General features: G+C 54.2%; 24 protein-coding genes, 1 tRNA gene and 1 pseudogene. 8 read left to right on the top strand and 18 right to left on the bottom strand.

Annotated features, from left to right (window positions below):
• Positions 1–50 precede the first annotated feature (50 nt).
• Positions 51–755 carry a peptide deformylase gene (def, locus tag OQH67_RS08535; RefSeq protein WP_218957818.1) on the top strand — a complete coding sequence of 235 codons (705 nt, stop codon included), beginning with the start codon at positions 51–53 and terminating at the stop codon, positions 753–755.
• A gap of 73 nt (positions 756–828) precedes the next feature.
• Here def and tdh read toward each other — a convergent pair whose 3' ends face one another.
• A complete protein-coding gene (tdh, locus tag OQH67_RS08530; protein ID WP_067569079.1) occupies positions 829–1,866 on the bottom strand; it encodes an L-threonine 3-dehydrogenase in 1,038 nt (345 codons plus the stop codon).
• Positions 1,867–2,105: 239 nt separating this feature from the next.
• Here tdh and glgP point away from each other — a divergent pair, with 239 nt between their 5' ends.
• Complete coding sequence (gene glgP, locus OQH67_RS08525; protein ID WP_215437108.1) at positions 2,106–3,770, top strand: alpha-glucan family phosphorylase; 1,665 nt, start codon at positions 2,106–2,108, stop codon at positions 3,768–3,770.
• A 435-nt stretch (positions 3,771–4,205) separates the two neighbouring features.
• Here glgP and OQH67_RS08520 read toward each other — a convergent pair whose 3' ends face one another.
• The 13 genes and pseudogenes from OQH67_RS08520 to OQH67_RS08460 all read right to left on the bottom strand — a co-directional run bounded on the left by OQH67_RS08520 (position 4,206) and on the right by OQH67_RS08460 (position 16,277).
• On the bottom strand, positions 4,206–4,982 hold the full coding sequence (locus OQH67_RS08520; protein ID WP_215437111.1) for an ion transporter: 777 nt from the start codon (positions 4,980–4,982) through the stop codon (positions 4,206–4,208).
• A gap of 8 nt (positions 4,983–4,990) precedes the next feature.
• Positions 4,991–5,350 carry an arsenate reductase family protein gene (locus OQH67_RS08515; RefSeq protein WP_215437114.1) on the bottom strand — a complete coding sequence of 120 codons (360 nt, stop codon included), beginning with the start codon at positions 5,348–5,350 and terminating at the stop codon, positions 4,991–4,993.
• A gap of 135 nt (positions 5,351–5,485) precedes the next feature.
• The gene (locus OQH67_RS08510) at positions 5,486–6,892 is read right to left on the bottom strand and encodes an MBL fold metallo-hydrolase RNA specificity domain-containing protein (RefSeq protein WP_215437117.1); all 1,407 of its coding nucleotides are present in this window, start codon (positions 6,890–6,892) and stop codon (positions 5,486–5,488) included.
• Positions 6,893–7,142: 250 nt separating this feature from the next.
• The gene (locus OQH67_RS08505) at positions 7,143–7,436 is read right to left on the bottom strand and encodes a hypothetical protein (RefSeq protein WP_215458991.1); all 294 of its coding nucleotides are present in this window, start codon (positions 7,434–7,436) and stop codon (positions 7,143–7,145) included.
• 335 nt (positions 7,437–7,771) lie between these two features.
• Entirely contained in the window at positions 7,772–8,071 is a 300-nt protein-coding gene (tatA, locus tag OQH67_RS08500; protein WP_215437124.1) for a Sec-independent protein translocase subunit TatA/TatB, read from the bottom strand.
• Positions 8,072–8,126: 55 nt separating this feature from the next.
• Positions 8,127–9,554: a tetratricopeptide repeat protein gene (locus OQH67_RS08495; RefSeq protein ID WP_215437126.1), complete on the bottom strand. Its 1,428-nt coding sequence runs from the start codon at positions 9,552–9,554 to the stop codon at positions 8,127–8,129.
• On the bottom strand, positions 9,551–10,324 hold the full coding sequence (locus tag OQH67_RS08490; RefSeq protein WP_265145456.1) for a hypothetical protein: 774 nt from the start codon (positions 10,322–10,324) through the stop codon (positions 9,551–9,553). Before OQH67_RS08490 ends, OQH67_RS08495 begins: the two co-directional genes overlap by 4 nt.
• Positions 10,325–10,664: 340 nt before the next feature.
• A pseudogene (locus tag OQH67_RS13170) lies at positions 10,665–11,300 on the bottom strand (pseudouridine synthase); the annotation flags it as partial.
• A gap of 200 nt (positions 11,301–11,500) precedes the next feature.
• The gene (locus OQH67_RS08480; RefSeq protein ID WP_012419301.1) at positions 11,501–11,656 is read right to left on the bottom strand and encodes a small basic protein; all 156 of its coding nucleotides are present in this window, start codon (positions 11,654–11,656) and stop codon (positions 11,501–11,503) included.
• A gap of 123 nt (positions 11,657–11,779) precedes the next feature.
• Positions 11,780–12,499, bottom strand: a complete 720-nt coding sequence (gene trmD, locus OQH67_RS08475; RefSeq protein ID WP_215437135.1) for a tRNA (guanosine(37)-N1)-methyltransferase TrmD — start codon at positions 12,497–12,499, stop codon at positions 11,780–11,782.
• A 12-nt stretch (positions 12,500–12,511) separates the two neighbouring features.
• Positions 12,512–13,631, bottom strand: a protein-coding gene (gene prfB, locus OQH67_RS08470) for a peptide chain release factor 2 (protein ID WP_336296839.1) whose coding sequence is annotated in 2 segments (ribosomal slippage) — positions 12,512–13,546 and positions 13,548–13,631 — 1,119 coding nt in all. Because the reading frame shifts where the segments join, the coding sequence is not laid out codon by codon here.
• A 418-nt stretch (positions 13,632–14,049) separates the two neighbouring features.
• Positions 14,050–14,451 (bottom strand): metal-dependent transcriptional regulator, encoded by a 402-nt coding sequence (locus OQH67_RS08465; RefSeq protein WP_215437137.1) that lies wholly within the window; start codon positions 14,449–14,451, stop codon positions 14,050–14,052.
• Between the two features lie 137 nt (positions 14,452–14,588).
• Positions 14,589–16,277: a 30S ribosomal protein S1 gene (locus OQH67_RS08460; protein ID WP_067569117.1), complete on the bottom strand. Its 1,689-nt coding sequence runs from the start codon at positions 16,275–16,277 to the stop codon at positions 14,589–14,591.
• A 310-nt stretch (positions 16,278–16,587) separates the two neighbouring features.
• Here OQH67_RS08460 and OQH67_RS08455 point away from each other — a divergent pair, with 310 nt between their 5' ends.
• Positions 16,588–17,178, top strand: coding sequence for a SagB/ThcOx family dehydrogenase (locus OQH67_RS08455; RefSeq protein WP_215437140.1), 591 nt, complete (start codon positions 16,588–16,590; stop codon positions 17,176–17,178).
• A 301-nt stretch (positions 17,179–17,479) separates the two neighbouring features.
• Here OQH67_RS08455 and OQH67_RS08450 read toward each other — a convergent pair whose 3' ends face one another.
• Positions 17,480–17,962, bottom strand: coding sequence for a GNAT family N-acetyltransferase (locus OQH67_RS08450; RefSeq protein ID WP_215437143.1), 483 nt, complete (start codon positions 17,960–17,962; stop codon positions 17,480–17,482).
• A gap of 94 nt (positions 17,963–18,056) precedes the next feature.
• Between OQH67_RS08450 and OQH67_RS08445 the strand changes: the two genes are divergently transcribed.
• The 3 genes from OQH67_RS08445 (at position 18,057) to OQH67_RS08435 (ending at position 18,868) form a co-directional block, all read left to right on the top strand.
• Positions 18,057–18,133 (top strand) — tRNA-Pro (locus tag OQH67_RS08445).
• A gap of 176 nt (positions 18,134–18,309) precedes the next feature.
• Positions 18,310–18,522, top strand: a complete 213-nt coding sequence (locus OQH67_RS08440) for a hypothetical protein (protein ID WP_215437146.1) — start codon at positions 18,310–18,312, stop codon at positions 18,520–18,522.
• Positions 18,523–18,541: 19 nt separating this feature from the next.
• A complete protein-coding gene (locus OQH67_RS08435) occupies positions 18,542–18,868 on the top strand; it encodes a hypothetical protein (protein WP_215437150.1) in 327 nt (108 codons plus the stop codon).
• Between the two features lie 47 nt (positions 18,869–18,915).
• Here the strand turns inward: OQH67_RS08435 and OQH67_RS08430 are convergent, their stop codons facing one another.
• From OQH67_RS08430 to OQH67_RS08420, 3 genes are all read right to left on the bottom strand, one after another.
• Positions 18,916–19,431, bottom strand: coding sequence for a hypothetical protein (locus tag OQH67_RS08430; RefSeq protein ID WP_251828263.1), 516 nt, complete (start codon positions 19,429–19,431; stop codon positions 18,916–18,918).
• A 17-nt stretch (positions 19,432–19,448) separates the two neighbouring features.
• A complete protein-coding gene (locus OQH67_RS08425) occupies positions 19,449–21,086 on the bottom strand; it encodes a PA14 domain-containing protein (protein WP_215437158.1) in 1,638 nt (545 codons plus the stop codon).
• A gap of 318 nt (positions 21,087–21,404) precedes the next feature.
• Positions 21,405–21,656: a hypothetical protein gene (locus OQH67_RS08420; protein ID WP_215437160.1), complete on the bottom strand. Its 252-nt coding sequence runs from the start codon at positions 21,654–21,656 to the stop codon at positions 21,405–21,407.
• A 495-nt stretch (positions 21,657–22,151) separates the two neighbouring features.
• On the opposite strand from OQH67_RS08420, the gene OQH67_RS08415 reads away from it, so the two are divergent.
• Both OQH67_RS08415 and OQH67_RS08410 read left to right on the top strand, forming a co-directional pair.
• Positions 22,152–23,000: a glycosyltransferase family 8 protein gene (locus tag OQH67_RS08415; RefSeq protein WP_215437162.1), complete on the top strand. Its 849-nt coding sequence runs from the start codon at positions 22,152–22,154 to the stop codon at positions 22,998–23,000.
• Between the two features lie 166 nt (positions 23,001–23,166).
• A complete protein-coding gene (locus OQH67_RS08410; RefSeq protein ID WP_215458990.1) occupies positions 23,167–24,012 on the top strand; it encodes a GYF domain-containing protein in 846 nt (281 codons plus the stop codon).
• Positions 24,013–24,014 lie beyond the last annotated feature (2 nt).

Raw genomic sequence — 24,014 nt, 5'->3', positions numbered from 1 at the left:
CTGTCAGAGTTATTCCGCTGGATTTCCACACCCCATCCATTATAGAAAAAATGAACGCTTCCGCCTTCCGGACAGTCGCACCTTATTACCTGTTCAACACCATACCTGCCGTGATTCTTGACATTCTGCAATACGGGCATCCCGCCCTGCGGGAGAAATGCAGTCCCATCGTCCATATCAATTCCGATATTCTTAACTTCCTGAAAGACATGCAGGAGACGCTGGCGCAGGCAGGCATAGGACTGGCGGCGCCGCAGGTGGGCCGCCCCATCCAGATGGTCACCATCAACATCCCCCTCACGGACACTTCCACCACGTGGCTGGAAGTGGACGGCAGCCCCGCCACGCTGGCGCAGCTTATGCCGCTGAACTTCATCAACCCGGTCCTGCATCTCTTCGGCAAAAAAGTACCGTACCGGGAAGGATGCCTCAGCATTTCCAAAGTATATGCGGACGTCATGCGGCGTTCCTGCGTAAAAGCCACGCTCACCCTGATGAACGGAAAGACCGTTGCCATCAAGTGCAACGGCCTTCTGGCGCGCTGCCTGCAGCACGAAGTGGACCACCTTCACGGCAGCCTGTTCACGGACATCGTTTCTCCGCAGGACCATGAAAAAGTCATCCGGCGCCTGAGACTGACGCATCCGGATGCCTTTGAGGAAGACGATGACAGCTACGCGCGCCGCATGAAGGAGGAACGCCGGAAACTGGCCCAGGCCGCACAGACTCCGGACGCATCCCGGAAAACCGCCTGACCCTTCTGCAAAAAAAAGCCCCGGCTTCCCTTTCAATGAAAGCCGGGGCAAATGCGACTGGCGGCAGGCCGGATCAGTTGACCCAGTCCAGCACCACCTTGCCGGACTTGCCGGAATTCATGGCCTCAAAGCCTTCCCTGAACTCCGTATAAGGCAGGCGGTGCGTGATGATCGGGGCGATGTCCAGGCCGCTGCGGATCATGGAATCCATCTTGTGCCATGTTTCAAAAATCTCACGTCCATAAATGCCTTTCATCTTCAATCCCTTCCAGATGAACTTGTTCCATTCGATGCTGGAGCCGTCCGGCTGAATTCCCAGCAGGGAAATGCTCGCGCCGTTGCGGGAATTATCGATGATGTCTTTCAGGCAGGAGGGAGCGCCGCTCATTTCCAGGCACACGTCAAACCCTTCCGTCATTTCCAGTTCCTTCATCACGTCGGAAAGTTTTTCACGGGTCACATTCACCGTGCGGTCCGCTCCCAGGGTCCTGGCCAGACCCAGGCGGAAATCGTTGATGTCCGTAATCACCACGGTTTTGGCCCCGGCCTTCTTGCACACGGCGGCGGCCATGCAGCCGATGACGCCGGCGCCCGTAATCAGGACGTCTTCACCCACCAGGTCCCAGGAAAGGGCCGTATGGACGGCATTGCCCAGCGGGTCGAAAATGGAGGCGATTTCCATCGGAATATTCTTGTGAATGCGCACCACATTGTCCTGGGGAATGGAAAGGTATTCCGCAAAGCATCCGGGCCTGTTCACTCCCACGCCCTGCGTATTCGGGCACAGGTGCTTCTGGCCGGAGCGGCAGCTGCGGCAGTGGCCGCAGACGATGTGCCCTTCTCCGGAAACGATCTCCCCGGGCTTGTACTCGGTCACGGAGGAACCCACGGACTCAATCACGCCGCAAAACTCGTGCCCCACATGCATGCCCACGGGAATGGTCTGCTGGGCCCATTTGTCCCAGTTCCAGATATGGAGGTCCGTGCCGCAAATGGCCGTCTTGTGAATCTTAATCAGAACATCGTTCGGGCCGACTTCCGGCATGGGAACATCCATCAATTCCAAACCGGGACCTGCCTGCGTTTTTACAAGAGCTTTCATGCGCCCCATTCATGCTCTTTTTCCTCCCCGGCGGCAAGCTCAAAATCACTTGCGCGCCCCTAGAAAACGCAGTTACGCACCATGCCGTGAAGGCGGGAAAAAACCGTTTATCCGCCTTTACGGAAAAGCTTTCCTGTTCAATAGTCAATTCCGACACACACGCACTTTGCACTTTCCAATAATAGCGAATCGTGCTACCAAGCTACACGGTTCATCTGCTGAACATCTTACTCCATACTTACAGAGCCATGGCGAAATCATTTTTACCCACCATTTTCGAACATCCGTATGAAATCGATCCCAAATACGGAAAAAGCGTAGCGTATTTCTGCATGGAATATGCTATCGACAACTCCTTCAAGATTTACTCCGGCGGCCTAGGCTATCTGGCCGGTTCCCATATGCGCAGCGCCTATGACCTTCGCCAGAACCTGGTCGGCGTCGGCATTCTGTGGAGCTACGGCTACTACAACCAGATTCGAGCGGAAGACGGCTCCATGGCTACGCAGTACATGCGTAAAAACTACCCGTTCCTGGAAGACCACAACATCAAATTCCTCATCCATGTCTGCGGCTCCCCCGTGTGGGTAAAGGCCTACTTCCTGAATCCGGAAACATTCGGCACCGCCCCCATGTTCTTCCTTTCCACGGACCTGGAGGAAAACGACGAAGAAAGCCGCAACATCTCCCGACGCCTGTACGATGCCAACGGCTTCACCCGCATCGCCCAGTACGTGCTGCTCGGCAAGGGGGGAGCGCGCCTCTTTGACGAACTGGGCATTGAGCCGGAAATCTACCATCTCAATGAAGCCCACGGCCTTGCCGCCGCCTTCCACGTGCTGGCCAAGACGGGCAGCGTGGAGGAAGTGCGCAAGCGCTTCGTCTTCACTACCCACACGCCGGAAGAAGCAGGCAATGAAAAGATGGACGTGAACACGATGAACACGTTCTCTTTCTTCGACGGCCTCTCCATGGAACAGGTCCGCGCCGCCGTAGGCCTGACGGACAACACCTTCAACTACACGCTGGCCGCCCTGCGCCTCTCCCACATCGCCAACGGCGTTTCCAAGCTTCACGGGGAAGTCTCCCGCCAGATGTGGAAAGACTATGAGGGCATCTGCCCCATCACCCACATCACCAACGCCCAGAATCAGAAATACTGGCAGGACCCGGAACTGGCGGAAGCCTTCCATGCCCGGAACAAGGAAGCCTTCATCCGCCGCAAGCGCGCCCTGAAAAAAGCCCTTTTCCGCATCGTGGGGGAACAGACCGGCCGCGTCTTTGATCCCAACTGCCTCACCATCGTCTGGGCGCGCCGCTTTGCGGCCTACAAGCGTCCGGATCTGGTCACGGGGAATCCCACCATGTTTGAGCGCATGCTCCAGCGCACCAACTATCCGGTGCAATTCATCTGGGCGGGCAAACCTTACCCGATGGACCACGGCGCCATTGAAATCTTCAACCGCCTGAACGACATGACCGCCAAATACCCCCGTTCCGCCGTACTCACCGGCTATGAACTGGGCCTGAGCCGCTACCTCAAGAATGGCTCGGACGTCTGGCTGAACAACCCCGTGGTCACCCGGGAAGCGTCCGGCACCTCCGGCATGTCCGCGGCCATGAACGGCTCCATCTCCGTCTCCACCAACGACGGCTGGATCTGCGAATTTGCCAAGGACGGGGAAAACTGCTTCGTTATTCCGGAGGCCTCTCCCCGACTGTCCCCGGAAGCCCGCGACCGCTCCGACCGCGACAACTTCTACAACATTCTGGACGACAAGATTCTCCCGCTCTACTACGATCACAACGACAAGTGGATGGACATCGTCTTCAATGCAATGACGGACATCTATCCCGAGTTCGACTCCGACCGCATGGCGGACGAATACTACACCAAGATGTACAACAGCTAGGAGCCATTCCTCCCGGTTGCCGGACAATATTGACAGGCTGCCCCGCTTTCCGTGGGGCAGCCTTTTTTGAGCTGGAGGAAAATAAATCAAACTCCCCCTTCCGGCTTCCACCGGCACATCCCTCCGGGAATAATTAAAAACTCGAAAACGCCCTCACCGCCTTCCGCAAAAAATATTCCTTCACACAGGCGGGAAATGTTTCTTCCATGAAAGGAAGGCGATCGGGAATGGAACCACAGGAAACATGCCGATCCACGGCGGCATGGAGCCTCCGGAACCCATACAGGGCAGGCTCTTCCCTCCTGCGGAATGAAAAAACCTCCCCGCGGCAACATCAAGGCATTTCCTCCAGGCATGGGAAACACGCCGCGGTCCCCCCTGCCTCCCCATCGTAACCAAAAAGCCTGTCTTCAGGCAGAGGAAGGCCGAGCCACCCTAATTCCCCGTTTCCGGCTTGTCACTCTCCGCGGTAGCCGGCGCTTTGGTTGCGGCACTCCTGCGATGGCGCGGGAAAATATTCTCCTCCTGCCAGACGCGGGAAAAGGCGGAAGTAATCAGGCCCGTTGAAATGGCAATGATGGACACGGCGATGAACATGATCACCCCGGTAAAAATGCGCCCCATCGCCGTAATCGGCACCAAGTCTCCGTATCCCACCGTACTCAGGGTTTCCACGGCAAACCAGAGGGCGTCGAAAAACGATCTGAACTTTTCCGGCTGGGCCTCGTGCTCCGCAATGTAAATCCCCAGGGAGGTCACATACAGCATGAACAGGATGACGGAAAAGAACAGGAAAAACTCGTCCCGGATCAGGTAAAAGGCCCTCTTGAAACTGGCGGCGGTTTTATTAAAGCGCGCCAGCTTGAAAATGGCCAGTACCCGGACAAGCCGGAGGGAATACAGCACCTGCCAGTCCGCCCCGAAAAACATGCTCAGGAACGGCAGGCAGACAATGAAATCCAGAATCCCCATGCCGCTGAACACATACATCCTGCGCGGCTTGGCGCACAATACCCGCAGAATGTATTCAAAAACGAAGAAATAGCTGATCCAATTATTCACCTTGCCGGCAATCCTCCCCACCATGGGATGAACGTCCGGAATGGCATTCAACGTGTACAGGACAAACCAGACCAGGATCAGCACCCGGACGACATTCTCCCAGGGGCCGAAATTGGCTGCGCCTTCCTTCGTGCGGGTAATCAGGGGCATGGGAGTATTCAGGGATGGAGGGCGGCTTTCCACTCATCGGCCTTGAAGCCGACGCAGATACGCCCGTTGACAATTAAAATGGGCCGCTTCACCAGCATGCCGTTGGTCGCCAGCAGAGCCGCTTGCTCCTCCAGGCTCATGCAGGGAAGCTTGTCCTTCAGCCCCAGATTCTTGTACATCAGGCCGCTGGTATTGAAAAACTTCCTGGATGGCAGCCCGCTGTCCCGGATCCATGCGAGAAGTTCCTCCTTCGTGGGATTCTGTTCCACGATGTGGCGGTCTTCATAGGAAACACCTTGTTCATCAAGCCATTTCTTGGCTTTCTGGCAGGTCGTGCACTTGGGATATTCGATAAACAGGCAAGACATATCCTCACGCTAGCCCCGCATAAACTCCGGGTCAAGCGGCCAGCACAGCCATCATGCCGTCATGACTTGATTGGAATGATTCCACACATGGACAAGGACCCGCGGAAAAAGCGCCATTCAGCTCCGGCATTCCGCTCAAAGCACCATGACGCTGCCAAGCTGCGCTATGGACACCGGATTGGCCTGCCGTTCCTCCAGGGCATTCGCCAGCGCGAGAGACGCCTGTTCCTCCCCGTGCACCAGAATGATATTGCTCTTGGGACCGCCGGTCCTGTCAAAATACTCCAGCAGCTCGCCGTGGTCTGCATGGCCGGAGAAGGAATCCATCTCCCGGATTCTGGCGCGCACGCGGTATTGCTTGCCCAGGATCGGGACCTCCTTCCATCCGTCGATGATCTTACGTCCCAGGGTATGTTCCGCGCAATACCCTACAAAAAGGACGGTATTCTTCGGATTGCCGATGTTGTTTGCCAAATGGTGCAGGATGCGTCCGGCCTCGCACATGCCGGAAGCGGAAATGATGATGGCCTGGCCGTCCATCCTGTTCAATGCCTGGGACTCTCCCACAGAGCGGATCAATCGCAGCTGCTCAAAAGAAAACGGGTCCTGTTCCCGGAACAGGAAATCATACACTTCCTTGTTGAAACACTCCGGATGGATGCTGAAAATTCCCGTGGCGCTCACGGCCATGGGGCTGTCCACGTACACGGGCAGCAGGGGAAGATGGCCTTCATGGTAGGCCCTGTTCAGCAGGTAAAGGAGCTGCTGGGTGCGCTCCACCGCAAAGGAGGGAATGTAAATGCGGCCTCCCAGTTCCAGGGCCTCCCTGATCGCCTGGCAGAACGTCTCGTCATCCCGGGAGGGGGCTTCATGGAAACGACCGCCGTAGGTGCTTTCCATCAGCAGAATATCTACATCCGGCACAGGCACGGGATCACGCAGGAGCTCGTTGTCTCCCCTCCCCACGTCCCCGGAAAACAGGAAACGCTTCTTCTTACCGTCGTCGCGGTCTTCAATATCCAGGCATACCTGGGCGGCTCCCAGAATGTGCCCTGCGTCGTAAAACGTCAGCGTCACCCCCGGAGCCACCGGAATGGGCCGTTCATAGCCGATGTTCACGAACAGGCGCATGCAGCGCTCCGCATCCTGCTCGGAATACGTGGGGTACACCTCCGGCTGGTCAATGCCGCGGCGCTTGTTCATCTTGTTGATAAAGGCGCAGTCGTGCTCCTGGATGCGGGCGGCGTCCGCCAGCATGATCTGGCAAAGGTCGCGCGTGGCGTACGTGCTGTACACATTCCCCTGGAACCCCTTCTTCACCAGATTGGGAAGGTTCCCGGAATGGTCGATGTGCGCATGGGAAAGAATCACCACGTCCACATCTGCCGGAGAAAAATACGGAAAATCCTTGTTGATGTGCCACGCTTCCTCGCGCCTGCCCTGATACATGCCGCAATCCAGAAGAATTCTGCTCCCGTTCACCTCCAGCAAATGCTGGGACCCCGTCGTCGTACCTGCCGCGCCGCAAAAATGAATTTTCATTAAAACATGTGTACAACAAGCCCCCGTCCAACGCAAGAAATCAATGCCTTCCGGGATAATGAATTTCATCTGTTCATGCGCACAATTTCAAGTTTCCCGCATCGATTTTCATCCAGCACAATTCTTCATGCGTACACGGCATGTTCCTCAAAAAAAATCTCATACCCATAGGATAATCCCAGACTAAGGAAAAACAAAAACTGTTCTCACAGAAATAAGAGAACAGCCTGGCAACAATGCTGTTGGCTCCTCATGAAAGTCCAAGAGCAAAGACAATCAAAAATGGAAGAAACCATAAAACAGACAAAACCAGAGCTATGATGAAATCTTTTTTCTCTTTATTTTCAATGAGTCCGCCTACTCCCCACAACAAACTAAGAATAGGTCCTCCCAGTATTATTAACCCAAAAAACACCGTGGCCAATTCAGACAAGTTGCTTAAGTCCATCCATTTCGGAAAACCATAAAAACGGACTCCCATGTTTGTTCCACAGAAAAGCAATGTAATGATCCATGAAGCCAGCACGGGATAGTATGATTTCACCTTCATCTTTATGGAGATGCTTTTAAACAATGATAAAGAATACCCTCTGCGTTCTCACCTTCTTCAGATAATCGTCGGCTCCCTACAAATGAGTTTACATCAATTTCACAGGACACCATGTTGCCAGACATACAGGGTCCGGTTTCCTGCTCATAGATTTCATTTTTAAAAGGTTGCCCCTGATCAAGCAGAACATGCTGCAAAGGATACTCCCTGGACTCAATCGCGGAATATCGAAATCGGTACAGTCTGCTAGCTATGGAAAGGCATGGGAAAGGCCGACAAAAAAGGCGGGAAAAAATCCCGCCTGCTCAAATTTTCTACTGAATGAAAATCTACTTCCCTTCCTGATTGGTTTCCTCCGGTTTTTCCGCTTCCACATCAATGGGCTGGGAAAGTTCCGGAGAAGGCCTGGATTCCGGCTTGGAAGCGGAGGAATCGGACATGGCTTCCTTTTCCGTCTTCAACAACTCCTCCTCAAACTCGGATTTGGCCTTCTTGAACTCTCCCAGGCTCTTGCCCAGTCCACGGGCGAATTCCGGAAGTTTCTTGGCTCCGAACAGCAGAAAGACGATCACCAGAATGGCGATGATCTCCGGAGTTCCCAGACCGAAAATAGCTAGTGTATTCATCATGGAAGATACAATATTTTTAACAGATTTATTTCAATGTGGAACTTCATAATACGCTTCATGCGTCATCGCTCCCAGCCTGTTCCTGCTTTTGCTGTTCTGCAAGCCTCCTGACGGCAAAACGGTGAAAACGCCAGACCACGAGGAAAATCACCAGGGAAAGCACCGCCAAACTGCCCCACAGAAGCCAGGATGCGGCGGATGCCGCCCCTTCGTCGCCCAATTCTCCGGCCTGGCTCCAATAATAATAAGACAGTACAGGATTCCAGGCCAGGGAACTGTCCGGGAGCAGATGCAGGCGCGCCATGCGATTCATGGCAGGCAGATAGGCCGCCTGGGCGGAAGCTTTCATCAGGGAATCTCCCTGGGCCTCATCCCCCCTGGCGTAATAAAGCTGGGCCAGCATGTACATGCCCTTGGGATTTCCCGTAGCATCCACGACACGGCGCAGAAGCCTGTACGCTTCATCAGCATCCAATTCCCCGCCCTTGCCGTTCTGAAGCAGTTCCGCCGCCTTCAGGGCCGCGGGAGCATAGCCGATGGCGGCGGCCTCCCGGTACAAAGCTAAAGCACGGGCGGCATGCTCCCCGGACGGGGAATCTTCCATGAGCATATCCGCCAGGGCGGCCATGCTGTACGGGTCCTTCCACTCCGCCCCCTTCTCAAACCATTTGCGGGCCTTCTCCATGTCCCGGGGCACATACTTGCCGTCCCGGTACATGATGCCCAGTTCCATGACAGCTCCCAAATCCTTTTGCTGCGCGGCCTTTTCAAACCATTGCACGGCCCAATTCGCATCCCGGGGCACGCCGAGGCCGTCCCGGTACTTGAAGCCAAGCAGACCCTGGGCTGTCAGGTTGCCGTGCTCAGCCGCACGTGTCAGCCAGGGAACGGACTTCTCCGGGGAACTGCCGGGTACTAGCTTCCTTTCATAAAGAAGGCCCACCCACAGGGCGGCCTTGGGATCGCCCGCTTCCGCCTCCTTCTGCCAGGAATGGAGGGCCTTTTCATAATAGCTGGTGGCCAGGGCCTCGTCCCGGAGCCCTCCCATGCCCTTGGAAATCATCGCCGCCGTCTGATACTGGGCATCCGCATTGCCGCTGTCTGCGGCGCGGGTAAACCAGAACCGGGCCTTCTCCATATTCTTGGGATAAAGACGGCTGCCGGTGTAAAACAGCTTGCCCAGGTCCAGCATGGCAGACACGTTCCCGGCATCGGCCGCCTTCTCCGTCAGGGAAACGTACTGATTCATCCATCGGGAAGTTTCCGGCACATTGCCGGACACCTCATAATGCACGACCAGTTGTTTGGCCGCATCTGCGTCTCCGTTCAGGGCTTTCTCCCTGAGCCCGGCCAGATAGGAGTCAAAATCTCCTTCTCCGGCGGAAACCGGAGAAGGAGGGACAGGAGATGCCTGAAGAGAAGGCTGTGCCAGGCACAGCGCGCATAATCCGGCAAGGAACCACCATCTGCAATGTCTCTTCATACCGGCACAAGTAAATGATTAACGTCCTCTGCCTCCGCGGGAAAAACCGCCGGAGAATCTGCCTCCGAAGCCGGGCTTGCGGAATCCTCCTTCGCGGCGCTGGAAGCCACCTTCACGGCGTTCGCCTCCAAAACCACCTTCACGACGCTGGAAGCCTCCCTCACGACGGTTGCCTCCAAAGCCGCCTTCACGACGCTGGAAACCTCCTTCACGACGGTCACCTCCAAAGCCGCCTTCACGACGCTGGAAACCTCCCTCACGACGATTTCCTCCAAAACCGCCTTCACGACGCTGGAAACCTCCTTCACGACGGTCACCTCCGAAACCGCCTTCACGACGCTGGAAACCTCCCTCGCGACGATTTCCTCCAAAACCGCCTTCACGACGCTGGAAACCTCCCTCGCGACGGTCACCCCCAAAACCACCTTCACGGCGTTGGAAACCTCCCTCGCGACGATCTCCTCTAAAACCACCTTCACGGCGTTGGAAACCTCCCTCGCGACGATCTCCTCTAAAACCACCTTCACGACGCTGGAAACCTCCCTCGTGACGGTCACCCCCAAAACCACCTTCACGGCGTTGGAAACCTCCCTCGTGACGGTCACCCCCAAAACCACCTTCACGGCGTTGGAAACCTCCCTCGCGACGATCCCTATTGAAACCGCCTTCACGACGCTGGAATCCTCCCTCACGGCGGTCGCCTCCAAAACCGCCTTCACGGCGCTGAAAACCACCTTCGCGGCGACCTCGGAAATCGTCGCTCCGGTCATTCCGGCGGTCACGGGAACGGAAAGAATCGTCCCGCATCACATCACCTTCCGCGACCTCATCCTGTTCGTCCGTATCTGCAAAACGGGTCTTCATCTCGGGAGAAGGCTCATAAGATTCTCCCGCTTCAAAATCGTCCGGATTAAATACATAACCCTCATCGGAGTCAGAAGCGCTGCCGGATTGTTCCGTTTTAGCGGAAGTCCCGGTAACAAGCTGGGCCGCACCCAGGTACTTGCGCTGGCGGGGCGGATTCTTCAGAAGAAGAGCCACATCGGCATCATCCATGAACCTCCAGCTTCCTGGGTCCAAATCACCGCCCCACAAGGAACCGATGCGCACGCGCACCAGCTTACGCACGCGCAGGCCCAGGCACTGGAACATCTGGCGGACCTGCCGTTTCAAGCCCTGCTCCAGCACGATGCAGGCGCGGCGCGCGGAAGCGCGGCAGACATATTTGGCCTTAGCGTTGCCTTCCGGAATGCGGACTCCGCGCAGAAACTGCATCAGCACGGAATTGTCAAAATTCTGATCCACCGTCACCCAGTACTCCTTCTCAATGCCTCCGGTGGGATGGGAAAGGGTCTGAGTCAGCTCTCCCTTGTTGGTCATGATCAGCAGGCCCTCGGAATCGGCATCCAGGCGGCCCACGTAATTCAAATGGCGCAAACGGGGCGGCAGCAAGTCGTAAACAGTGCCGATCGCGCCCTGGGCCTCACGGCTGCACACATAGCCGCGGGGCTTGTTCAGCAGCACTACGACTTCCTCCATGGGAGTCATGTGGCGGCCGTCCACCTTCACGAAATCCTTATCGGTTACTTTCATTCCGGGAGTATCAATAACTTTCCCGTTCACCTCCACACGTCCTTCCTCAATCAATCTGTCAGCCACCCGGCGGGAATCAATGCCGCAGGATGCCAGGAATTTATTAATGCGGATACCTCCGTTTTCTTCGGAGCCATGTTGTTCTTCACTCATATCGATGTAATGTCCGCTATCTCAGCGGATGTTTTTTATTTGTTTGTTTTGCCGGCAGAACACGTTTTCCAAGGGAAAAAGTTCCGCCAGAAGAAAAAAGCCTCCCGGTTTATAGACATCCGAGAGGCTTCCTGTATTAGGAAAATGATGCGCCATAACAGCCCCGCAGAGGGAAAATCCCGGCGGAAACACTGTCAGGCTTAAGCTTCATGCTTGGTCTTCGGCAGGCCGAGGGGGCTTTGGCCCTTCTTCCATTCACCGCGTTCCTTGAGGAGCTTGACGCGTTCGAAACGCTTCAGGACGGAACGCTTGCCGCCTACGGTACCGGTTGCTTTGAGGCTGGAATGCTTGGACATGATCTTGTGATTTCGTAAAAGGTTCAGAAAGGTGCTTTACACCACCCTCACGGTGGCAGGCGAGGTCTTATAACGGAAGCCCCCCCTCTTGGCAAGAGAAATTTGACGCGACGGCCAAATATCTCACCTGGCGCCGTCCTCCGGATGCGCCTCCACCCATGCCCGCCATAAATCCGGACGGTTCAGGCGCGTACGTTCCAGGGACCGTTCATGCTTCCATCTCTCAATGGCGGGATGGTTGCCGCTCAGCAGGATTTCCGGAACGGACAGGCCGCGGAACTCATTCGGCTTGGTGTAGGCGGGAGCCTCCAGCAAACCGTTGGAAAAAGACTCCTCCACGGAAGAACGTTCATCCCCCAGGACCCCGGGAATCAGCCGCGCCACGGCGTCAATGACCACGACGGCGGCTATGGCTCCGTTGGTCAGGATGTAGTCCCCGATGGACAATTCCACGTCCACCAGTTCCTCCACCACGCGGTGATCCACCCCCTCGTAATGGCCGCAAAGAATGATGAGATGGCCGCCGGAAGCGGCCAGCTCCCCGGCCAGGTCCTGGTTGAACGTCCTCCCCTGCGGAGTCATCAGCACCACCCGCGTTTCCGGGCGCCTGAGTTCCTCCACGGCGGCGAAAATAGGTTCCGGCTTCAGCAGCATCCCCTGTCCGCCTCCGCAAAGATAATCGTCCGTCTTGCGGTGCCTGTCCTTCGTCCAATCCCTGATATTGTGGCAGCGCACCTCCACAAGGCCCTTTTCACGGGCCTTGCCGAGGATGCTCCCCGCCAGGGGGGCTTCCACCATCTCCGGAAACAGGGAAAGAACGTCTATGGTCAGAGCGGCAGACATAAAGGGAAAACGTCAGCGGTCGCGCTTGTGGCCGCGCAGCATGGCCTCAATAAAGGGGTCCAGGTTGCCGTCCATCACGTCCTGAATGTTGCCGGACTCCACGCCCGTGCGCAGGTCCTTCACCATTTGATAAGGCTGGAACACATAGGACCGGATCTGGTTGCCCCAGCCGATGTCTCCTTTCTCGCTGTACTGGCGGTCCGCCTCAGCCTGCTTCTTGTCTTCCTCAATCTGGTACAGCTTGGCGCGCAACATGTTCATGGCCTCTTCCTTGTTGCGCAGCTGGCTGCGTTCGTTCTGGCAGGCCACGATCACTCCGGAAGGAATGTGCGTGATGCGCACGGCGGTTTCCACCTTGTTCACGTTCTGGCCGCCCTTGCCGCCGGAACGGTAGGTATCCACCTTCAAATCCTTGTCCAGAATCTCGATGTTGATGGAATCGGAAACCTCCGGCGTGGCGTCCAGGGACGCAAAGGAAGTGTGCCTCTTTCCGGCGGAATCAAAGGGGGAAATGCGCACCAGGCGGTGAATGCCGCGTTCGTTCTTCAAATAACCGTAGGCATACTCCCCGTCCACCTTCACGGTCACGGAACGGATGCCGGCATCGTCGCCGTCCGTACTTTCCAGATAAGTCACCGTAAAGCCGCGGCGTTCGCACCAGCGCATATACATGCGCAGCAGCATGGATGCCCAGTCGCAGGCCTCCGTGCCGCCGGCTCCGGCGTGAATCGTCAAATAACAGGAAGCCTGGTCCTGCGGAGCGTTCAGCAGGGTCAGCAGCTCAAAATCGGCGAGGGACTTCTCCCATTTGCCGAACTCTTCCACAGCCTCGCGTCCCAGGTCGTCGTCATCCGCCTCCTGGGCCAGTTCAATTGTGGCGTCTATATCTTCCAGGCGGGACTTCAGGGAGGAAAACGCCTCCATCCTGTGCTTCAGGGGATTCACTTCCGCCATCAGCGCCCGCGCGGCGTTCTGGTCATCCCAAAAATCCGGGGCGCTCATGCGTTCGTCCAACTCGGCTACTCGTTTTTGTATGCCGTCCAAGTCAAAGATAGCTCCCGAGCTCGGAAAGACGGCTGTGCAAGGCAGCCGTGTCGAGCGCCGAGAGATCTGCAGCGATATGGGGATCCATGCGCGGGAACCTACCATGAATCAGACAAGCGGAAAAGGGCAAAATGCCGTGCCTTCAAGTCATCCCGCGCCATGAGCCGGCAAATGGCCATACGAGAACCAGCCCTGCCCCTCCAATACTTCCTTCCATTCCCGCACTCCCGGAACCCGGGACGGAAAAGCTCCGGACTTTCATGGCGAAAAAACTCCCCTGAAACCCGGGAGAAGAAAATTTTCTTGCCCGCCTTCCGTAACTCGTAAAATCCTGCCATGGAAAACAGGAATCCTCCTCTTCCCCTCTTTCCCTATTTCAATCTGAAAATGTCCTGCGGAAAGCCTCTTTCGCCCGTAAAACCTCAATCCCCCTCCACAAAAACGGAATTCCCAGTCTCCTTTACAAGGACGCGAACCTTGCAGTTCCACCCCCGGATCAAGACACCCTATCTGCCTCCGTTTTCCACACCGCCCGCAAACGGGCGAATACGGCAGGACTTGAGCCGTTCAATCTCCTCAAAAGTCATGATGTGCTCAATCTGGCAGGCAACCTCATTGGCCCGTTCCTCCGACAGGGCGAGTTCTTCACGCAGGAAATCAAACAAAATGCCGTGGCTGACGATGATCTTGCCCGCGATTCTGCGCCCCTGTGGAGTCAGCTTGACGGGGGCATACTGCGTGTATTCCACCAGGCCCATGTCCGCCAGCTGCTTCACGGCGGAAGTCACGGAAGGCATCTTCACCTTGAGCATTTCCGCAATATCCCGCACCTGGGCTGTGCCGCTCTTCTCAGACAGCAGACCGATGGCCTCCAGGTAATCTTCATTGCTCTTGGTAAGTTCCAGCATGGTGTGAGAGATTAGTTAACCCCTTAGGCGGAACTAACTCAAGATTTTTTCCAGCCTTATTTAGAATTAGAAAAAAAAGCCGCCGCGGACAGAACATCCGCGGCGGCCAAATCAATCAGTGTAAAACGGAGTGAAGCTTACTTCTCTTCAGAGGGGCTCCATTCTTCGTTTTCACGGGTAGCCAGATTGAAGGCGTGTTCCAGGCCGACCATGTCGCTGCTCGGGCGGAGGGCTTCAAAGGAAGCGGTTTCACGGCGGAGCTGTTCGGTGTCGTAATTGACGGCCTTGATGGAAAGGCCGATACGGCGTTCGATGCTGTCCACCTTGATCACGCGGGCGGTGATTTCATCACCCACCTTGATCACGTCCTTCACGCGTTCCACATGGTCTTCGCTCAGCTGGGAAATGTGGATCAGGCCGTCGATGTCGCCGTCCAGATTCACAAAGGCGCCGAAGCTGGCGATCTTGGCCACCTGGCCGCTCACCATGTCGCCCACCTTGAAGCGGTCGTTGATGGATTCCCACGGATCGGACTCAAGCTGCTTGATGCCAAGGGAGACACGCTGGTCTTCCTTCTTGATTTCCAGAACGATGGCTTCCACTTCGTCGCCCTTCTTGAGCACTTCGGAGGGGTGGTTGATCTTGCGGGTCCAGCTCATGTCGGACACGTGGATCATGCCGTCGATGCCTTCTTCCAGGCCCACAAAGGCGCCGTAGGGAGTAAGGTTGCGGACCTGGCCCTTGATAACGGTACCGATCGGGAAGCGGGATTCGATATCCGCCCAGGGATTGTCTTCCAGCTGGCGGACGCCGAGGGAAATCTTCTGTTCCTTGACGGAAATGGAAAGCACAACGGCTTCGATCTCCTGGTCCAGTTTCAGCACGTCGCTCGGACGGGTGATTCTCTTGACCCAGGACAGTTCGGAAACGTGAACGAGGCCTTCCACGCCTTTTTCCAGCTCCACGAAGGCGCCGTAAGGCAGGAGCTTCGTCACGCGGCCCTTGACCTGGGAATTGATCGGGTACTTGCGTTCGATGTCCGCCCAGGGATTGTCCGTCATCTGCTTCAGGCCCAGGGAAACGCGTTCCTTGTCGCGGTCCACTTCCAGAATCACGACTTCCAGGGACTGGCCGATGTGGAGCATTTCGCTCGGATGGTTCACGCGGCCCCAGCTCATGTCCGTAATGTGGAGCAGGCCGTCCATGCCGCGGAGGTCCACGAAAGCGCCGAAGTCCGTAATATTCTTCACGAGGCCTTCCACCTTGTCGCCTTCCTTGACGGTTTCAAGGAAGCGCTGGCGCTGGTCGGCGCGTTCGGCTTCGATCACTTCGCGGCGGGAAAGAACGATATTCTTGCGGTCGTCGTTCACCTTGACGATCTTGAACTCGTAAACCTTGCCGACATACTCGTTCAGGTCGCGCGGGGGAATGATATCCACCTGGGAACCGGGCAGGAAGGCTTCCACGCCAACGTTGACCATCAGGCCGCCCTTGACGACGCTCTTCACTTTGCCCTTGACCAGGCCGCCGTCGCGGTACACGCCCACGATCTTGTCCCAATTCTGCTTATGGGCGGCTTTTTCCTTGGAAAGGACGACGATACCTTCGTCGTTTTCGAGGCGTTCAAGAAGGACCTCGATCTGGTCCCCTACTTCGATCTCCTCGTCTTCAAACTCGGAAATGGAAATAGCGCCTTCGGACTTGTAGCCGATGTCCACCAAAACGACTTGGGGACGGATTTCCTGGATGGTTCCGGTAACGATGGAACCTTCTCGTAATTCGCGGAACTTGCTGTCAATCAGCTCCGCCAGTTCAGTTGTGCTCATTTAAATGGTTGATGAGTTAGTATTGGCGATTTTTCTCATGGCCCCTGGTTGGCCGGCGGGCAATCGGGGCGCCTTCCCCCGCCGGGCGAAAAATCGGTCGCTTTCAATAGCAGTTCTCTATAAAAACTCAAGGCTTTTCTTGAAAAAACTCTCCGCTGGCATGAAGACTTTCCCGCCCCGTTCTCTCCCCCGTGGAAACGCTCCTGAAAAACAGGGCGCAGAAAAGCCTTGAGAGGGCACGTTCCCATGTTAAATTCTCGCAATGAGGGAATCCTTCCCCTCCATTCCATAACCCCTGCACTTCCGTAACATGAAAAAACACCTCCTTCCTCTTATTGTTTCCCTGGGACTGGCCGGAACCGCCCTGCTCCAGGCGGCGGAAACCATCAAGCTGGACCAGCCGGACCTGACGCGCGGCTCCGCAGTCATGAAAGCCCTGTCGGACAGGCAATCCATCCGCAGCTGTTCGGATAAAATGCTCTCTCAGAAAGACCTCTCCGACCTCGTCTGGGCGGCCAACGGCATCAACCGGGCCGACTCCGGAAAGCGCACGGCTCCATCCGCCATGAACCGGCAGGACGTCAAAATCTATGTATGCACCAAGGACGCCTCCTATCTGTACGACCACAAGGCGCATGCCCTGGTTCCCGTCAGCGACGGAGACGCCCGGCCGGCCGATGCGCCCGTCTGCCTCATCCTAGTAACGGACACGGCCGAACCCTGGGCGGCGATGGATGCGGGAATCGTCTCCCAGAACATCTCCCTCTTCTGCTCCGGCACGGGCCTGGCGACCTACCCGAAAGGCAGCATGGACAAGAACGCTCTGCAAGCGGCGCTGAAACTCAAAGCCCCGCAAACCGTCATGCTCTGCCACCCGGTAGGCTATCAACAGGACAAATAACAGCCTGTCCCAAAAGGCGTGCACATGGAATGCCCTCCCGGCATTCAGCCAGACACCCCGCAAATGAAAATGGCGGGGTGTTTTTTATGCACATGATGCATATCTCTACTCCCTCCGGGCCGGCCCAACACCCTCCGGTGCAGGATTCTCCTGAATCCGTTCCCTACCCCTGCTTTCAACCTGATGGAAACGCCTCCACTCTTCCGCCCGCTCCCCGCACCTTTCTTTTTCCTTTCCGGATGGCAGGCGATTCCGAAGCCATTCAAAAAAACAAAACGTAAACGATGCGCAGATCAAAACCTCACGCCTGCGGTTCCGGCAAAATATCCACGTAAATGCCGGGGGAACTCCCTTCAATGGGAACAGCGCCCACCGTCCGGGCATAAAAGTCAGCAGGCCCCACACCGCCGATAATCCCGTACGCGTGCCCCATGTTCCTCAAACCGCGCAGGGCGGAAACCAGCAACACCCGCCCCACACCGCTCTTCCGGGCCTCTTCCCCGACGCCCATCGGCCCCAGGAAACCCCGGGCCGTCACGTCGTAACAGGCAAACCCGATCATCTGCTTCTCCCTCGTAGCAATAAAGCAGGAAATGGGCTGCCGTGCAAAAGCCGTCTTCGTCTCACTCACCCACTTGGGGGAAAAATGGCGCCCCACCCAATCCGCAACCAGATGCCGTTCATAAGCGCCGGGGCGCCGTATCAGGATGCCCCGCTCCTTCAAGACCTGCACTTCATCATCAATATCGGGCAAATCATACAGCCGCACCAGCATATCCATCATAGCCCCTGAACCGTACCACAATTAAGTTCCGCCGCGAACAAAAAAAACTGGACAAACCGCCTTTCCGCCCTTAGACTGCGCCGCACCACATCAACGAGCTGTAGCGCAGGCTGGTAGCGCGCTTCGTTCGGGACGAAGAGGTCGCAGGTTCGAATCCTGTCAGCTCGACCAATTTAATAGCCGCCTTCGGGCGGCTTTTTTATTGGCTAAATATTGGATATCAATCAATTTTCCACATTAAAAATTCCGTTTTGCCGTTATCCTGCACTAATGTGAATATCGTTCACTAAGGTGAATAAATGGTGTCATACTGATTGAATTTGACCCCTTAAAGGGTACAAAATCATATGAGCAAACCTCTCAGATTTACCATCTTCAAGATGCAGCGTGGAGGCAAAATTCTCTACAGGATCAGAATACCGGCCAGATTTGCAGCATCAGGGGAAAAAACCGACTTGCACTACAAAACAAGAGCTGAGGCTGAAGAAGAACAAATCCTGCTGAGAGAAAAGTTGCCTTGCCGCGTTCTCGCAAAGAGAGCAAGCATTCTTTGTTTTTAAAAAAAGGTTTCTGAACATCATGTCCGGAGAAGGAACTTACAGGTTCCCTCTCCTAGAATCCCTCATTAAACCTACCCTGCACGATCCAGCCTCATTTGAGCACGTTTCATTAACCTGTAAATTCAAAAAGGGTAAGAAAAAAACAGACCTTGGACAAATCATACTTCAAGAAGCATTTCGAGGAAAAAATGCTCTTGGCAATAAGGTAATCAACTACGCCGTTGTCGTCTATGACTACGATAAAGATACTTTCCTTGACGAAAAAGCAACAACAAGCACAGAGCCATCTTTCCAAGGGACTTTAATTGAAGACGTGAAAAGGCACCAAGTTGAAAATCCGCAATAAAAAGCCCCGCTCATCTTCATGAACGGGGCGGCACCAATTTTTCAAATTCACCTGGGGGTTTGATCAATGACGATAAAATCCTTTTTCCCCACATACTCCCTCCGGGTACCCGGATCTCCATGTCCGTCCCGGAAACGTACTTCCAGTTCGTATATTTTTCCACTGGCCAGAGGTTGTAAATAGGTCAGCAGCAGGTACGCATCCTTGACGGGCACTTCATGCTTCTCTCCGGGTTTCAGCGTAATGTAGTTCATAAGATGTACCACACGCTCAACTTGATACGAGGGAAGATACCATGCCAGGGGCCTGTCCTCCTTTTTTCTGTTTCCCTTGCTCCATATTTTTATGGAGATATTCGGACCTTTTCCTTTGCTGGGATAGAAGTCGTCAAAAAGACGCACAGCCTTTTTTCCCTTGTTGGCAAACACCAGCTTGAAATCCGGAAAAGCTGCTCTTGGATCGAACGAGGTCTTTTCCATCACCACGGAACATTCAATTCCGTTGTCGGCCTTGTCCCCCCATGCGGGGGCATGGAGGGACAGGATGACCAGAAGTCCTAACATCTGAAATATTTTTTTCATTACAGCACGATTCGGGAAGTCCCACGGAGAGTCCCCAGGAAACAATCCTTACCCTGCTGATTATAGTAGCGCGTTTCGAGTTCACAAGAACATTGTTTCCAACCCGCCAGATCGACTTCATCCAGACAGAGCGGAATCGTGACACTGTATTCCTGGCCGGGTGCAAGCTCCCGGTAGTTCAATGCACGATGAAACGTCATTGTTCCCATCTTACGATCAAGAACACGAACGTCTCCCCGTTCGGTTCTCAGAATCGTCATGAAGAAGAAATCGGACGTTTCGTCGTCGATTTCGTCCAGAATCCGGACAGGCAGACTTCCCTCGTTGCGGAAACAGACTGTAATTTCTCCCTGCATGAACCTGGATGTGTCAGCAATGGAGAGCTTCAGGGATGTTGATTCCTCCGCAACTGCCCTGCTCCGTGTTTTCCCTTCGTTGACCGGCGGCAGGAAGCAAGGAGGCTCGATCGTGCCCGGTTGAGTAATATCCGCAGAAACGTTCCATCCATTGGTTAACGCCTGTTCTATAACCTGAAGGGTAGCATTATTCAGGACTTGTTGTCCGGCACAATAGGGGCGGTCGTTGGCGCCGTCCGGCAAACGCTTCACATAATCTTTAACTTCGAGCCATAAAATATCTTTCCATGTTTGGACAGCCTTATTCATAGCTTCTATGGCGTCATCCATCTCCGTCTTTTCAGTGCAGGAAACACTCTGTTTTTCCAATTCTTCCTGTATTTTTAATTCCTTCCAATAGTATTTGTAAGCATCTTCCCATTGCCGGCGGTGGTGTTGTTCGTGCGCGAGCGAAGCGGCCTGAGTATGCCACTTCCACACTCCCGGACGAGATTGATAGCCGTTCATGCAGTCAACCGCTTCGATGGCCTCTGCCTCGGAAACGGGAGGATTGGCCAGGGCATCTCTGTAAGAGTCAGTTTTCAAAGAAATTTTGGAACCACAAGTAACGAGCTGAAGACGCAACCTCCATACATTGGCGGCCTCATCCTTGCAGGCGGTAACATAGAAATTTGGAGGCGTGCCCGTTGTTTCACTTCTATCCAGACTGTTGTCAATCGTGAATTCCGGGTGGTCCCATTGGATTTCGACTTGTTGAGAAGGCTCACATGTAATGGAAGCCTCCCTTTCAATCGTCCAAAGCTTGATTTTGGGAGACTCTGAAAATTCACGGTTCATGGTGGAGTTTCCCTGGTACTTCCCTTCCGTAATAGGTTTGGTATCCATGGTAACGTTGAATGCAATGGCATTGTTGCTGACGGGATTGTAAGCGTGATTGCTGTATATCAAAGAAACCTTGTAGTACCCGGCTTTCAGATACCTTGAACCTGTTTCCAGAGACAACTTCCCATTGGGCGGATCTCCTTTTTTTCCGCAGAGAAGCTCTCCTGCAAGGCTGAGGTACCCCTCATCGTCGGCTTCTACACCGAAATAGTACAAGCCGTCACGCTCCACCTTGATGAACATTTCGGGAGCTCCGGCACAGGTGGCATAATCCGAGGGAGTTCCGTCAAAGCCATATATCATTTCATCAACACCGAGCGTCTTGCTGATAAGAGGCTCATACCCTTGATAAATGCAGACGGGATTAACTGCCTTGTTGATTGGTATGTAATTATTCATTGCTATTGTTTGCTGTTTATTTTTTGGAAAGACTGAATCCTCAGTCTTCCAGTATCCTGCCGATGTCCCATTGAACATATCAACACGTTTAACGCGTAGTTCACCCCTTATTCGCCACGTAGGGGAAGGTTAAAACGACACAATAATCAAGCGGAAAATAAAGGGTATGAAAGGGGTACAAAATTATAACCATTGATTATCAATAGCCAAAAACTGAATTCCCTTCATTCGAGACGAAGAGGTCGCAGGTTCGAATCCTGTCAGCTCGACCACTTTTTAATAGCCGCCTTCGGGCGGCTATTTTGTTGTGACTTATTTTTACAAAACAGGCTTCAAAATGGCATGGAATGAGCAGGCGAAACTCTTGAAAACAAATGCCGTGGCCTCCCCAAATCTTTTAATTCCATGGAGTCCAAAATCAATACGGACCGGGGAAACTTCACGATATCCAGAATCCAGGAACAGAGAATGAGCTCCTTCTCCCGCAAAAAATCCGCTCACGTTTTGTTTTATGAGCGCGGTTAATTCATTTTTCCACGCTGACTTGGGAGGAAGAAAAAGTTTTTTCATAAAAGTACGGACACGGTTGTTTCCGGAACTCGATGGAAACAGACTGCTCCATGCCAGTTGCAGGAAAGCGCTTCCAGTTCTTCAGTTTATCATTCCCTCAATTTAAAAAATGGGCGAATATTGAAACGAATGTCAAGTCTGTATTCTTCTCCTGGAAACAACTTAAGACACATCAGTTCCCTGGACACGTTGTTCTATTCATGAGCTTCCGCCAATTCAATAACATGAGCAGCAGCATCGTTCAGGCTTGTTACCCGGCCTGTTCGCTATTGCCATAGGATTGTTAAATGGAGGAAGTATCAAGCAGCACTTAACATCATAAAGCAAAAACAACTCTCTGCTTAAAAAATACTGCCGCTTCACCATTCAGTCAAGAAATGGAATGGCATCTATTTTTAATAAAAAACCGCACGCTTAAATTGTTGTAAAAATACGGAAGTTTTTCATTGCCAATCTCTATGTCCTTTCTAGCATCTCCCATAACCTTCCAACCACATGAAATTGAATATCTATTGGTGCACGGATGAGCGGTACTTTTATCAGACCTCCATTTCCGTCTTTTCCCTTCTTCTGCATAAAAGAGAAGAGGACAAGGCCCATTTAAACATCCTGAGTTATAAGCCTCTAAAGGAAAAAAACAGGCAGGTGTTGAAAAAAGCCGTATCTTCCTTTCCCGGGGCAACGGTGACATACCGCCTGCTGGAAAGTGAATTATCCGGAAAGCTGGTTGGCAATCAAACAGGAGAAAACAGACTCACATCAACAACATATGCCCGGCTACTTATTCCTCAGATGGCATCAGAAGAAAGAGTCCTTTACCTGGATTCCGATACCATTGTCTGCCAGGATTTAAGCCCTCTGTTTGAGATGGACATGAAAGGTCTTGATCTTGGAGCCGTGGAAATCCCCTACTTCCACGGAGATCCATTTTGGGCATCTCTGAATAACTTCGGTTTTCCCGTCTCAACATATGACTACTTCAATGCCGGGGTCCTTTTGATGAATATCCCCCTCCTGAAAAACAACCACCTCTTTTTCCATGCGGCAACTCTGGCCATGAAACACCGGTTCAGGTGTGACGATCAGGATGCCCTGAACATTTCAGCGCGCGGCCAATTCTTCCGTCTTCCCCAAAAATACAACTTTTACTATGAAAACTATCCCAAGCACTTGGCCTCTCCGGAAATCCGGCAAGAAATGGAACGCATGACGGCGGAAAAAAACTATGCCATCGTCCATTATCCGGGAAGTTCCAAGCCATGGAACCATGGCGTTCATACCCTTGATTTTCTCTGGAAGGACTGCGAAAAGAAATTCAGGGATTCCATCAACAACTGCTTTTGATACCCCTTCATGAGAAAAAGCATCCATGCCGGTTCCGTCACTAGGAATTCCCTTGCCCCATAGTAACAATAATCCAGAAAAAACCACTTCCGGCAAACGGCATTTTATCAGTCATCCCTCAATTTCACATTGCTCCCGCTACGCCTCTTCTCTTAACATGCGGGCGATGAGTGAATACTTCCTGAAGCTTCCCGGCGATTCACAGCCGAGGTCCTACTCCGAATACGAAGTCCGGGAATTTCTGGGCCAGGGCGTCATTGACTCGGAAACGCTCACCTGGAAGCCGGGCATGGACGGATGGCAGCCGGTCGGGCAGGTTTTGCCGGAAAAAGAGCCGGAAACCCTCCCCTTCCGGAAGGAAAAGCCGGATATCTCCCCCCCGCCCCCCACGTACCGTTTGCGGTACTCCCTCTTCGAGCTCTCCAGATTAGCCTTTCCGGCCTGTTTCATTCTTCTGGCCTGCTCCCTGTGGACCCTGTGGATCGTCTGTTTCCATCATATCGTGGACTATGCGGAGGTTCAAACCACCCTCCGGCAGGTCGTAGATCAGCTTCCCTCCTACGTGCTCCCCCTCATTTTCCTGTTCAGCCTTCTGTGCATCCCCTCCCTGGCCGTCCAGCTGGTCTGGCTTTACCGGGCCTGCGCCAACGTGCAGCAATTCCGGGTTTCAGGGTTGCGGTTCACCCCCCTGGTCAGCGTTATCCTCAGCTGCATGCCCCTCGTCGGCATGGTGCTCAATGCCCTGATCATCCAGGAACTGTACAGAGCCTCAAAAAATCCGGAAGAATGGATGCTGCAATCCCCCTCCCTGGCCGTTCGGCTGTACTTAACCGCGGCAACCGCCCTCACGCTGTCCCTGCTTTTCCCTTTCGGAGTGGAACATTATCTGGTTGCCTTCTTCCTGATCGGTTCCCTGATAACCGCGGCCAGCACCCTGTGGCTGATATCCGTTCTCCAAATCAGCAGGATGCAACGGGAACTGGCCTCCAGGCAGGCGGACAAGCTTCCGTAAAC

It is taken from the genome of Akkermansia biwaensis, assembly GCF_026072915.1.
GTDB lineage: Bacteria > Verrucomicrobiota > Verrucomicrobiia > Verrucomicrobiales > Akkermansiaceae > Akkermansia > Akkermansia biwaensis.
Note: the sequence above shows the minus strand (reverse complement) of the source record. Positions and strands in the feature narration are given on the sequence as shown.